11 protein-coding genes are annotated in these 13,060 nt (G+C 65.7%); all 11 read right to left on the bottom strand.

Going from position 1 to position 13,060, the window contains the following annotated elements:
• Position 1: 1 nt before the first annotated feature.
• The 11 genes from ACIGGF_RS12820 to ACIGGF_RS12770 all read right to left on the bottom strand — a co-directional run bounded on the left by ACIGGF_RS12820 (position 2) and on the right by ACIGGF_RS12770 (position 13,037).
• Positions 2 to 1,654 carry a substrate-binding domain-containing protein gene (locus ACIGGF_RS12820; RefSeq protein WP_397521688.1) on the bottom strand — a complete coding sequence of 551 codons (1,653 nt, stop codon included), beginning with the start codon at positions 1,652 to 1,654 and terminating at the stop codon, positions 2 to 4.
• Between the two features lie 106 nt (positions 1,655 to 1,760).
• A complete protein-coding gene (locus tag ACIGGF_RS12815) occupies positions 1,761 to 3,392 on the bottom strand; it encodes a substrate-binding domain-containing protein (protein ID WP_397521687.1) in 1,632 nt (543 codons plus the stop codon).
• Positions 3,393 to 3,412: 20 nt separating this feature from the next.
• The gene (locus ACIGGF_RS12810) at positions 3,413 to 3,844 is read right to left on the bottom strand and encodes an SRPBCC family protein (RefSeq protein ID WP_397521686.1); all 432 of its coding nucleotides are present in this window, start codon (positions 3,842 to 3,844) and stop codon (positions 3,413 to 3,415) included.
• Between the two features lie 82 nt (positions 3,845 to 3,926).
• Positions 3,927 to 5,594, bottom strand: a complete 1,668-nt coding sequence (locus ACIGGF_RS12805) for a cation acetate symporter (RefSeq protein ID WP_397521685.1) — start codon at positions 5,592 to 5,594, stop codon at positions 3,927 to 3,929.
• A complete protein-coding gene (locus tag ACIGGF_RS12800) occupies positions 5,594 to 5,893 on the bottom strand; it encodes a DUF485 domain-containing protein (protein WP_397521743.1) in 300 nt (99 codons plus the stop codon). The genes ACIGGF_RS12805 and ACIGGF_RS12800 overlap by 1 nt, the downstream gene beginning before the upstream one ends.
• Positions 5,894 to 6,093: 200 nt before the next feature.
• On the bottom strand, positions 6,094 to 7,836 hold the full coding sequence (locus ACIGGF_RS12795) for a cation acetate symporter (protein WP_397521684.1): 1,743 nt from the start codon (positions 7,834 to 7,836) through the stop codon (positions 6,094 to 6,096).
• A 6-nt stretch (positions 7,837 to 7,842) separates the two neighbouring features.
• Positions 7,843 to 8,148 (bottom strand): hypothetical protein, encoded by a 306-nt coding sequence (locus ACIGGF_RS12790; RefSeq protein WP_397521742.1) that lies wholly within the window; start codon positions 8,146 to 8,148, stop codon positions 7,843 to 7,845.
• A gap of 67 nt (positions 8,149 to 8,215) precedes the next feature.
• Positions 8,216 to 9,016 (bottom strand): LytR/AlgR family response regulator transcription factor, encoded by an 801-nt coding sequence (locus ACIGGF_RS12785; RefSeq protein ID WP_397521683.1) that lies wholly within the window; start codon positions 9,014 to 9,016, stop codon positions 8,216 to 8,218.
• Positions 9,013 to 10,185 (bottom strand): sensor histidine kinase, encoded by a 1,173-nt coding sequence (locus ACIGGF_RS12780; RefSeq protein WP_397521682.1) that lies wholly within the window; start codon positions 10,183 to 10,185, stop codon positions 9,013 to 9,015. The genes ACIGGF_RS12785 and ACIGGF_RS12780 overlap by 4 nt, the downstream gene beginning before the upstream one ends.
• 13 nt (positions 10,186 to 10,198) lie before the next feature.
• Complete coding sequence (locus ACIGGF_RS12775) at positions 10,199 to 11,377, bottom strand: lipase family protein (protein WP_397521681.1); 1,179 nt, start codon at positions 11,375 to 11,377, stop codon at positions 10,199 to 10,201.
• Positions 11,378 to 11,408: 31 nt separating this feature from the next.
• Complete coding sequence (locus ACIGGF_RS12770; RefSeq protein WP_397521680.1) at positions 11,409 to 13,037, bottom strand: Na+/H+ antiporter; 1,629 nt, start codon at positions 13,035 to 13,037, stop codon at positions 11,409 to 11,411.
• Between the last annotated feature and the right edge of the window lie 23 nt (positions 13,038 to 13,060).

The raw sequence follows: 13,060 nt of genomic DNA, 5'->3' as shown, positions 1-13,060 counted from the left end.
ACTACTCGCCTGCGAGGCGCTCGGTACGCGAGTTCAGTGCCTTGACGAACACCTCGGGAATGTCGCGCGGGTCCTCGGCCACGTAGCTCGTTCCACCGGTGACCGCTGAAATTTGCTGCAACGCAACCGGATCTGCGTCACCGGTGACGCCGACCGTGATGATGACGATGGGCCGCACTGGATCTTGCTCTTTCTGCAGCGCTGCGAGCAGCTGGTCGAGGGTGATACTGCCGTCGTCTTCGTTGGCACCGTCGGTCAGGATGATGACACTGTTGACGTAGTTCGGGTCGTAGCCTTCCTTGACCCGCCGGAAGGCGGCCAGGGTCGTGTCGTAGAGCCCTGTACCACCTCCAACCAGGGCCGGCAGGCCCCGAATCGAATCGAGGATCGCGTCGCGCTGCGATTTTCCGCCGAACGTACCGTCGGCCTTACCCATCGGCACCAGTTCTCGGTAATCCTGCTGTCCACCCCCGAGTCCGATGGAGAAGGCCCACAAGCCCATCTGCGTCTGATCGCTGAAGAGCGAGTTCGCACCTACCGACGCATCGACGGTCAACGCGATACGAGTCGAATCCCCCGATCTCGCGGCCATCGAACCCGAGACATCCTCGACGACGAGGGTGCGCAGAGGCAGTGCGAGCACCGCCCAATCTCTCAATGTCGTCTCGATCGACAGTGGATTCTTGATTTCCAGCGACGCCACGGATCCGACGCCCTTGCCGTCGGGCAACGGAGTGCCACTCGCAGTTCGGAAGCCGGCCGCAACGAGCGCATCGGCGGCAGACTGGGTGGCCAGCACCGACGACAGCGCCGCTCCTGCTTCTTTGACGCGGTCGTAGTCCGGTCCGGCCGGTGCCGTCACCGCCAGCGGGTAGTTGAGGAAATAGCTGCCGGTCGGCGGAACGGATTCGACGAGCTCCGAGCCCGGGTTGTCCGCCTCGTAGGCGAGCAGCGCCTGCTCGGTGGCCACGCTGGTACCACCGTCGGCAGCCGCCTCGGCGACAAGATCGGGGACGTCGTGTGGCTTGTCGGCGATCCGTCCGAAGTCCTGCGCCATGGGCACCAGAGCCGCGGAGACGGCCTTGGCATCGGAGATCGCGACCTCGGATTCGGCGAGCGCACCGAGAATTGCTGCATTCGACGCGCTACTGGTCAATGGATCACCGATGCGCTGACCGGGGAGTTGCAATACATCGAGCCACGTATCGGTCACCGGCACGGCATCGGATTTCGATACCAGGATGGGCACCGTGTTCGCGACGGACGTCTTGGCCAGTTCGGGTAGCACACCGGTCGAGCGCAGAGTCTTGAGCAGCCACAGCGTCGAATCCGGGATCCACAGGTCCGGGCGATTCCGGGAGCTCGCGATTTCCGTCGCGGTATCGGTGGGACGTTCCGGCCGAATGTCGAAGTTCACGCATCCGCGTTCGAACTCGCCGGCCTGGGAGACGATCTGCTGCACCGGTTCGGCGATGGAGGAGTCCACCGCGAGCGAGACGGTGTCCACGGATTCGCAGGAATTCGCACCGGATGCGCGGACGGCCTGGACGCCGAACCAGCTGCCGGCCGCCACCACCACTACCGCGAGCGCAGCCGAGCCCCACACCACGGCGGAACTGGACCCGCGACTGCCACCGCTGTGACGTCCCGACATCGACTTCGCCCCCTACCTCGATCCCCGCGAACCGCCTTTGCGCCACGGTCACCCCGCGCTGCCCGAAGTGACAAAGAGCACGCGGCGGACAGCATAGCCCCTCCCGTCAGCGACCGGAACGGCTTCTCAGCGCATTGACGAAGACATTCGGAATTTCGGCCGGATTTCGAGCGACGAAGCTCGTACCACCGGTGGCAGCCGAAATCTGCTGCAGCACACCGGCATCGGCATCATCGGTGATTCCGATGGTGACGATGACGACCGGCCTGGACGGGTCCTGCTCGGCCCGCAGAGTCGACAACAATTCGTCGAGCGAGATGCTGTCCGGGTCCTCGTTGGCCCCGTCGGTGAGAATGATGACGCTGTTGACAGCATCCGGGTCGTATCCCTCCTGCACGGTGCGGAACGCAGCCAACGCAGTGTCGTAGAGGCCGGTATTACCCCCGACCAGCGATGGAAGGGTTCGGATCTGCTGGAGCAGCACCTCGCGCTGACTGGTGTTGCCGACCTCATCGTCCATTTGCCGGATCGGTGCCAGCTCCCGGTAGTCCTGACCGCCGCCGCCGAGTCCGATGGAGAAGGCCCACAATCCCATCGATGCGTTGTCCGGGAACAGTCGATTGCCGGTCTCACTTGCCTGCACCGTCATGGCGATGCGCGAGTTCGCACCCGCGCTGTAGTTCATCGAGCCGGAGACGTCCTCCATCACCAGCGCCCTCGACGGAAGCGCCAACGCCTGATACTGCTTCAGCGTCGACTCGGCGGCCTGCTGATCGGCAATCGTCAGGGGCGTCACTTCTCCGATCCCACGATCGGATGTCAGGGGTGCATTGTCCGCAGAGCGGAACCCGGCGTCGGACAACGCCTGCTGGCCCTGCTCCGATTCGATCGCTGCGGTCAGCGCTGTACCGACGGACTTGGCGGCCTCGTGCCGGTCGTCCTCGGGCTCGGTCACCGCCAACGGGAAGTTCAAGAAGATGCTGCCCGTCGGCGGTGCCGTCGCGCCCAACTCCAGGTCCTTCTCTTCCTGGTACGCCAGGTAGGTCTGCTCGGAGACCACCGCGACACCGCCGTCGGCGACCAGGTCGTCGAGACGAACCGTCGGGTCCGCCTCACCGCGGGTGGCGGCCTGAGCCTGCGCGATGGGGACCAGTGCCGTCCCCACCGAGTCGAGGGCCTTCTCGTCGGAGCCGGCTTCGGCCACCGCACCCAGAATGGCCGCGTCGGAGGTGGTGTTGGCCAACGGATTACCGATGCGCAGACCCTCGAGTTTCAACGCGGTGAGCCACGTGTCGAAGAACGGCACCTCGTCCTTGCGGGCCGCGAGCACGGCCGGAGTGCTGGCCACCGACTGACTCGCGAGGTCGATCAGCGACGCGGTGGACCGCACGGTCTTACCGACCCACAACGACGAGTCCGGAATCCAGAGAGAGGGAACATCGGCACCCTTGGCGACCGCGGCCGATACCTGCCCCGACTCGCTCGCGGACACGTCGATCCGAGCGCAGCCCAAGTTCTCGGCGGACGTGTCGTCGACGATCTTCTGCAGCACCGGCGCGATGGCGGGGTCCGCGGCCAGCGAGTAGGACGCGGGGTCGCCGCAGGGGGACCCGAAGGCCTTCTGCGCGACGAACACTCCGCCGCCCACCACGAGAAGCAGGGCTACGGCGACGACGACGTACTTCGCGAACCCTCTGCTGCCCGTCGCGGACGACGGCACACTGTGTCTACCGGGCATGCGTCTGCACTCCTACACCGTCAGGCGTAGATCTTGACGAACGTCTTCAGCGAGTTCTCGATGTCGCCTTTGAGTGCCCGCGCGACGCCGGACCCGATGGGCCCGAACAGCGGCGCACCGCCCAGATTGACGTCGATAGTGATCTCGGACCCGTCACCCTTGGACTTCACGGACAGGTTCAGGCCGATCTTGACTCCGCCCTTGCCGTTGCCCTTGAGCTCGAGCTTCTTGGGCGGATCGTAGGACTCGATCTTCCACGACACTCGATTGCGCATGCCCTTCACGCTGGCGATGGAGTCCAGGGTGGTACCGACGGCCAGCTCATCGGGCAGCTCACCGCGCCACGCTTCGTGGATGGAGAGCCACTGCTCGTAACCGGACAGATCGGACGCATGCGCCCACGTCTGCTCGGGGGTCAGTGGGACGTCGAGGGAAACCTTCAGCTTGGCCACAGCAGGGATGGTAACCGCTGAACGAAAAATGTCCGTGTGAGGCCTTCCTCACACGGACATTTTCGGACAAACCTGCGATCGACTAGTGCGCGCTGGCCTTCTCCGCACCGATTCCGGTGAGGGAGCGAACCTCCATCTCGGCCTGCTTGTCGGTGCTCTCGGTGTCCTTCGAGATCAGCGTTCCGACGATGCCGAGGATGAATGCGAGCGGAATCGACACGATGCCGGGGTTGGACAGCGGGAACCAGGCGAAGTCCGAGCCGGGAATCATCGACGTCGCCGATCCGGAGACGGCCGGGGAGAAGACGATCAGCACGATCGTGGAGATCAGGCCGCCGTACATGCTGAACAGTGCGCCGGTGGTGGTGAATCGACGCCAGAACAGCGAGTACAGGATGGTCGGCAGGTTCGCGGCCGCCGCGACGGCGAAGGCGAGGGCCACCAGGAAGGCGATGTTCTGACCGTTCGCCAGAATGCCGAGGCCGATGGCCAGGAGACCGATGACGACTGCGGTGATGCGCGAGACCTTGACCTGCTTCTTGTCGTCCACCTTGCCCTTCTTGATGACGCTGCCGTAGATGTCGTGAGCGAACGACGCCGAGGCGGTGATGGTCAAACCGGCGACCACGGCGAGGATCGTCGCGAAGGCGACCGCCGAGATGATGCCGAGCAGAATCACGCCACCGAGCTCGAAGGCCAACAGCGGAGCAGCGGAGTTCTGACCACCGGCCGAGGCCAGGATGCGGTCGGGTCCGACGATCGCGGCGGCTCCGTAGCCGAGCACGAGGGTGAAGAGGTAGAACGCACCGATGAGCGCGATGGCCCAGACGACGCTGCGACGAGCTTCTTTGGCGGTGGGCACGGTGTAGAAGCGCATCAGCACGTGCGGCAGACCCGCGGTACCGAGGACGAGGGCAAGACCGAGCGAGAGGAAGTTGATCTTCGAGGTGGCGCTGCCGCCGTACTGCGCACCGGGCTCGATGACGTTGCGGGCGTTCACTGCATCGCTCGCCGATCCGGACACCATGGCCTGTGCACTGCCGAGCAGTTCGGAGAAGTTCAGGCCGAACTTGGCGAGGACGAGGACGGTCATGAATGCTGCGCCGGTGATGAGCAGCACGGCCTTGATGATCTGCACCCAGGTGGTGCCCTTCATACCGCCGATGAGCACGTACGCAATCATCAGCACGCCGACGACTGCGATCACGATGGACTGACCGGTGCGATCGGAGATGTCGAGCAGCAGTGCGACGAGTCCGCCGGCGCCTGCCATCTGAGCCAGCAGGTAGAACAGCGAGACGGTCAAGGTGGACAACGCGGCCGCGGTACGAACCGGACCCTGCTTGAGTCGGAAGCTCAGCACGTCGGCCATCGTGAATTTGCCGGTGTTCCTGAGCAATTCGGCGACGAGGAGCAGCGCGACGAGCCAGGCGACGAGGAAGCCGATGGAGTACAGGAAACCGTCGTAGCCGTAAACGGCGATGGCACCGGCGATACCGAGAAAGCTTGCCGCCGAAAGGTAGTCGCCAGCGATGGCGACGCCGTTCTGCGGACCGGAGAAGCCGCCACCTGCGGTGAAGAAATCCGCAGAGGTCGCGTTTTTCTTGGATGCGCGGATGACGACGAACATCGTCACGAGAACGAACGCACCGAAGATCGCGATGTTGACGAGGGGCTCACCGACGGTGGTGTCGGCGGCCTGGGCGAGTGTTATCACGGAGGGAGTGGAGCCTGCGGAATGACCAATCATCAGCTTTTCGCTCCCTGGGAGGCTTCCATCTCGGCGCGCAGGGCTGCGGCGCGAGGATCGAGTTCACGGTTGGCGAACTTCACGTAGATGCCGGTGATGGCGAACGTCGTGACGAACTGGCCGAGGCCGAGCAAGAGTCCGACGTTGATGTTGCCCCACACCTTGGTGGACATGAAGTCCACGGCGTAGGTGCTCAGCAGCACGTAGAGGACGTACCAGACCAGGAAAAACCCGGCCATCGGGAACACGAAGCTACGCAGGCGACGCCGAAGTTCCTGGAACTCGGGACTGGCCTGCATGTCGACGAACGCTTGCGCGTCCGGTGGCGAATTGGTTTCCGGTGCGGTCACCTTGGACTCCTGAAGTAGATGTGACTCTGGCTGAACCGGAACATTAATGAGAGTCACGTCACAAAATCAGGAGGTGGTGCCGATCACACGATGGGCTGCGGGTGTGTGCGACGAACGGTCGAGATTTACAGCTGAGCGGCCCACGCTCGCTACAGTTCGCGCTCTCGGTCCTTGCCCATGTCCAAGCCTTCGGGGAGGTGCAGTCGAGCGAAGATGCGGGAGATGTCCGACGGCACCGACTGTCGGGTGGCCAGGCTGACGAGGATCATCGCGGCGAACGCGACGGGAACGCTGACCGCGGCCGGATAGCCGAGTATGGCGGCTGGCCATCCACCCAGGATGTCGTCGGAGATGGGGGTGACGACGGAGATCGACGCGGCCACAAGGGAGATCGCGCCGCCGAGGAACAGTCCGGTTGCCGCTCCTGCTGCGGTGAGTCCGCGCCACCAGATTCCGAGCACCAGCAGCGGGCACAGCGTGGACGCAGCGACGGCGAACACGAGCCCGACGGTGCGTGAGAGGTCCAGTGAGACCACGCCGATCGACAGGGCGAGCGGTACCGCGCCGGCGAGTACGGCCGCGACGCGGAAGTCTCGGACCTTGCCCGAGAGCACATCGGTACTCAGCACTCCGGCGATGCTGACCAGCAGCCCGGACGAGGTGGACAGGAAGGCTGCGATGGCACCGGCGGCGACGAGTGCGGCGAGCAGTTGGCCCGGAATTCCGTACAGCACCGAGCCGGGAAGCAGCAGTACCGCTGCGTCGGACGCTCCGGTGATCAGCAGTTGCGGCACGTACAGGCGGGCGAAGACACCGAGCACCGTGGGGAACAAGTAGAACATGCCGAGTAATGCCAGCACGGTCAGCGAGGTCAGTCGCGCGGCTCGCCCGTCGGGGTTGGTGTAGAAGCGCACCAGCACGTGCGGCAGGCCCAAGGTTCCGAGGAACGTGGCCAGGATCAGCGAATACACCTGATACAGCGGATGCGCGCCGCCCAGTCCCCCGCCGGGCATCGCCCACGCCCGATCGGTCGTCGGCGCGCCCGCAACCACGGGAACCGGAGAGCCTGCGTCGAGGGTCAGTAGTGTGCCGGACCCGAGTCGGTGTTCGCCGGCGTCGAGATTCACGCGCCCGTCGACGCTCTGCTCGTCCAGGGTGCCCGCCACCGAGACGACGATCGGCGAGTCCACTTGCACGAGAACATCGGTGGTGATGTCGACCACGGTCTGTTCGCTCACCGTGGGTGGGGCGGGACTGCCGACGCTACGGTCGTCGGCGAAGAAGTGCACGGCCAGCACCAGGGCCGGAATCGCGATCGCGGTGAGCTTGAGCCAGTACTGGAACGCCTGCACGAACGTGATCGAGCGCATCCCGCCGCCGACCACGTTGGCGATGACGATGAGCCCGACAGCCAGTGCTCCGACCCAGCCCGGCACTCCGAGAAGAATGTTCAGGGTCAGACCCGCACCCTGGAACTGAGGCACCAGATACAGCGCACAGATCACCACGACGACGAGCATGGCCACGGTTCGCAACCATGGTGCGCCGAGCCTGAACTCGACGAAATCGGGCACCGTGTACGCGCCGCTCCTGCGCAACGGCGCGGCGACGAACAGCAGCAGACCCAGGTACCCGGCGGTGAATCCGACCGGGTACCACAGCGCGTCCGCCCCGTACTTGGCGATGAGCCCCGCAACTCCGAGAAATGATGCGGCAGAAAGGTATTCACCGCTGATGGCGGCGGCGTTCCAGCGTGGCCCGACGGTACGCGAGGCCACCAGGAAGTCGGAGGTGGTGCGGGCCAGCCGAACTCCGTAGATGCCGATGGCGACCGTGGCCACGGCGGCCACCAGCAGTGCGATCACCGTCGCGATCGGAATGGACTCGTTCACGTGCGCCTAGTCCTCGACCAGGCCGACGAACTCCGTCTCGTTGCGCTCGGCCCGGCGCACGTACGCCCAGCCGACCCCGAACAGCAACGGATAGACGGCCACCCCGAGCACCAACCACGGCAGGCCGATGCCGAACGGCGTGACGTCGTCGAATCGCGCGAACAGCATGCCCAGCAACGGAATTGCGAACAGAATCGACAACGTCATCACAGCGAGGCGGACCGACAGCAACAGCTGCGCGCGAACCAGGCTGCGGACCAGGGCGTCGCCCACCTCGGTTTGCTCCTGCACTTCGACGCGGGTCCGCACCATTCGTGCGCCGCGACGTTGCGAGAGTACGACGCGCTCCCGATGAGGTTGGCTCACCGCGCACCCCCGATCATCGCGACGACCACGATTGCAGCGGCCCGCGGACCAGCCTGTCCTTGAGTTCCCTCGCATGCCTGCGGCTCACCGGCAACTCACAGGCGGCCAGATCGCCGCTGCCGCGCAGGCACACCACCAGACCCGAACCGACGCTGCGGATCCCCGTCACCAGCCGCAGCGAGACCAGATACGAACGGTGCACCCGCAGGAATCCGGCTTCGGCCCAACGGCTTTCGAGAGCCGAGATCGGTATCCGCACCAGATGCGAACCGGTGGCGGTGTGCAATCTGGCGTAGTCGCCGTCGGCTTCCACCCACGCGACCGAGGACCGCTGCACCAACGTCGTCGTTCCACCCAGTTCGACGGGGATGACCTCGTCGGCCGAGGGTTCGGTGGACTGCTCCGGTCGCCGACGGGCCACCAGGACGCGTCGAACGGCCTCGGCCAGCCGATCCTCGCGCAGTGGTTTGAGCAGATAGTCGACGGCACCCAGGTCGTAGGCGGCCAGTGCCCGATCGTCGTGGGCGGTGACGAACACGACGGCGGGTGGCCGAGCGAACGCCGACAGAATGCCGGCCAGCTCGAGACCGTCGAGCCCGGGCATGTTGATGTCGAGGAAGACGGCGTCGACGACGGACTGTCCCGTCGTCTGCTTGAGCTGTCGCAGGGCAGTGGTCGCGTCCTGAGCGGTGTGGACCTCGGCCACGGTGTCCTGCCGACGCAGCAGAAAGGCGAGTTCGTCCAGTGCCGGGCGCTCGTCGTCGACGGCGAGGACCACCAATCCGCGTCCGCCCGCAGTTCCGGCCTGCGTCATGCTCGCACCCCCGGCCTGAATTTCGGCACGCGCATGCTCACTTTGGTGCCTGCGCCCGGTGCGGTGTCCACCACGAGACCGTAATCGTTTCCGAAGGCCGCCCGCAGCCGATCGTCCACGTTGGCCAACCCGACATGGGCCGCGTCCTCGGTGTGCAGGCTGCCCGAACGCAATACCTCGGGGTCCATCCCCACACCGTCGTCCTCGATGCTGATCACTGCGTCGGTACCCTCGTCGGCGGCGATGATCGTCACGCGGCCACCGTCGGCCTTGCCCGAAAGACCGTGCCGGACGGCATTCTCGACCAGCGGCTGCAATGCGAGAAAAGGCAGGGCCACTCCGAGTACCTCGGGTGCCACCTGCAAAGTGACCTGCAGGGAATCACCGAACCGCGCGCGTTCGAGTGTCAGGTACCGGTCGATGTTGCGCAGTTCGTCGGCGAGCACGGTGAATTCCCCCGCGTTGCGGAAGGAGTACCGGGTGAAATCGGCGAACTCGAGTACCAGTTCCCGGGCCCGATCGGGATCGGTCCGGACGAACGACGCAATCGTGCCCAGCGCGTTGTAGATGAAGTGCGGGCTGATCTGCGCCCGGAGCGCCCGAACCTCGGCGCGGTCCAGCCGAGCCCTCGACGCATCGAGTTCGGCGAGTTCGATCTGCCCACAGGCGTAGCGCGCCACCTCGGCGATGGCACCGAGCACGCCCGGCCCCGGCTCGGTCACCAGAGCGGCACCCAGCACACCCACCACCGGTGAATCGTCGACGACCAAAGGCTGCGCCACCAGCGCCTTCACCGGATGGATCGAGCCGAGAGGCAAGCGCACCAGCACTCGACGTTGCCCGTCGACGGCCCGTTTCGCCGCCTCCACGAACGCCGGTCTCAGCTCGTCCCAGGGTCCGTCCCACGCCAGGAGGGAACCGTCGGGATCGCAGATGCCGAGCGCGTCCGCCGCGGTGAGTACCCGTAGGTGCGGCGCGGCGACCGTTGCCGAGCGGGCGTCGAGACCGTCGCGCAGCGGCCTGGCAGCAAGGGAGGCGGTGTGCAGGGTGGAATGGACGGCCCGCTCGGCCGGTGTGGTCAGATCGCGTCGACCACGCAGGCTGATGACCGCGATCACCGTGACGATCACCGCCACGATCACCGCAAGCCAGGCCAGCGCCCCGGTCATCGTGCGCACCTCATCACGCGCACGTGCCCGAGGTCGGTACGTTCAGAAAGCGTTCGACGAGCCAGTCGACGGCAGGCGCGTTGGCAGCGAGATCCGCGTGGCCCTGGTCCTGGTCCACGACGAGTTCCACGTTCTCCCCCATCGCGCAGGCACGGTCCACGGCAGCGCGGGTCCATGCCGGGTCGACGAGGTCGTCCTGCTCACCGACCTGGACGAGCAGCGGTACCCCCGTGGGAGTTGTCGGCACGGTCACGGACTCGAGCCAGTCGGTCATCCGCTGCTCCGCTTCCGCGGTGGCCGGTCCTGCATCTGCAGGAGCGATGACCGCTCCGGCGTCGGCCTTGGTGAAGCCCAGCAGATCGCTGCACGCCGTCAATGCGGTCACGTTGTCGGCGAACGTACCGCGAACGTAGTCGGTGAGCTCGGCGGCCGGTTGCACTGCGTGCACACCCTCGTACAGAAACGGGATCAGCAGTTGACGCCCGAGGTTGCGGTCGGTATCCGGTGCGAAGAATCGAGTCAGATCGGCCGTCGGCGAGAGAGCCGCAGCTCCCATCAACTGGAGGCCGTCACCGTACTCCGTGGACCGTTCGGCTGCGGCCCAGACTGCTTGTCCGCCCTGAGAAGTACCGACCGCGCCCCATCTGGTTCCGACGTCGGGAACCACGGTGCGCGCCGCACGCACCGCGTCGATGACGTCGTAGGCGGCAGCGTCCGGGTCGAGGTATGCGGGATCTCCCGGCGTCCCGAGTCCCTGATAGTCCGTCACCACGACCACGGTGCCGCGCTCGAGGAACGGCGTCACCAATCCGATGGTGCCCAACAGATTCGGGTACAGCGAGGGTGCGCATTCGTCGGTGACGCCGGTGGTGCCGTGCCCCACCGATACGATCGGCCAGCCGCCCGGAGGCGCAGAACCCCTGGGCACGAACACCGTTCCCGATGTTTCGGTACCGCCCCCGGTGATCCCGTCGGTGGTGCGATAGACGATCTTCGTTGCGGATGCACCGAGGAAGGCGACACCGACGTCGACCTGGCCCAGCTCTGTCGCCGTCACGATCGCACCGCGATCGGACCCCTCGGGCGCAGAAACGGCCGCCGGGCCGGACGAGGCGGGTGGCACCACCGGCGTGCTGCAGCCGGCGAACACAAGCACCAGTGCCGCAGCCGCCACCAGCCCGGTCGACCTCACTTCTCTGCGCTCCTGGATTGTCGTCGGACGGCTACATCTTGCGTCGTGCGATGCGGGCCTGCGCCGCGATTTCTTCCACGTCCAAACCATTCAACACTGCCCGCAGTGCCTCGTCCTCCAACTCCCCCGAGTCGCGGGCCGCGATGAGTGCAGCTCGTTGCGCGACCAGGACGTTGTGACGTAACGAGTCGAACAACGCTCCCGCCGCGGCAATTCGCTTCTCCCGTTCCTCGGTCTCGTCGGCAGTCAGGCGAGCGAGAACGGAACGGCGGACACGCTCGATCACGTCGGCCACTCGCTCGCGGTCCACCCCGGCGACGCCCTCCTTCGCTGCGTGTTGCAGGTACCCCTCGGCGGCCGTGCGAGCGATGGCCTGTGCGAGCAGACGCTGATTGTCGTTGCGCTGCTGCTCGAGTGGATCGGCGACGTCGAGTCGGCGGATCAACAGCGGAAGCGTCAACCCCTGGAACAGCAAGGTACCGACCGCAACGACGAAGGCCACGGCCTGAATCACTGCGCGACCGGGGAATTCGTCTCCCACCACTGTCGTCAACGGCACACCGGCCGCCGCGGCAAGGGTTACCACCCCGCGCATCCCGGCCCAGGAGAGCACGAGATTCTGTTGCCAGGTCAGACCGGTCTCACGCGGGGCTCGTCGACGAAACAACCTGCGAAAGAACATGTCTCGCCCGGAATTGGCAAAAATCCAGACCGGACGGACGAACATGACCACCAGCAGGACCACGAGGGCATATGCGAAGACATGATGGACCGGCAACCCCTCGCGTTGCACCTCCTCGATGACGAACTTCAGTTGCAAACCCATGTAGGCGAACACGAATGCCTCGAGCAGCAGCTCCAGCGTCGGCCACACCTGCCGTTCCTGGACCCGAGTGGAGACCGAGACGTCGGCGGTGATGCGGCCGAGTACGAAGCCGGCGGTGACAACGGCAAGCACACCGGATGCGTGAATCTCCTCGGCCGCGAGGTACGCCGCGAACGGCAAGACCAGACCGAGCACGGTCTCGAGGGCCGAGTCTGCGATGTGCTTGCGCACGAATCGGACGATGCGCGCGAGGACCAGACCGACGAGCACGCCTCCGACGATCTCGTAGCCGAAGAACAACACCGGCGAACCCAGCTCGATGCGGCTACCCGTTACCGACGCCACAGCCAGGGTGAACAGGGTCAGGGCGGCCGCGTCGTTCACCAGAGACTCGCCGGTGAGGATGGCCATCATCTTCGAGGGCAGGCCGAGCTTGCGGCCGACAGCGATGGCGGAGACCGCGTCGGGTGGGGCCACCACGGCACCGAGCACCAGGGCCGCTCCCAAGGTCAGCTCGGGGATCAGCAGATTCGCGAACCAGCCGACGACGACAGTGGTCACGATGACCATGACCAGGCCGAGCCGGAGGATCTGGCCGAGGTTCCGCCGGAAGGTGACGAACGAGAAATCGAGCGCAGCCGAGTACAACAGCGGCGGCAGCACCACACCGAGTATCAACTCGGGCGACAGGCTGACATGCGGCACGCCGGGAACGAACGACGCGATGGAACCGACGGTGACCAGCACGAGCGGGACCTGGAGGTCCAGACGCTTGGCGAAACCGGACACGGCAACTGCGAAGATGACTACGAGAAGAAGAATCGGTCCGTCCACCGAGACAATTGTGCCGTCAGCCG

This window comes from Rhodococcus sp. NPDC078407 (genome assembly GCF_044542515.1).
Taxonomy (GTDB): Bacteria; Actinomycetota; Actinomycetes; order Mycobacteriales; family Mycobacteriaceae; genus Rhodococcoides.
Note: the sequence above shows the minus strand (reverse complement) of the source record. Positions and strands in the feature narration are given on the sequence as shown.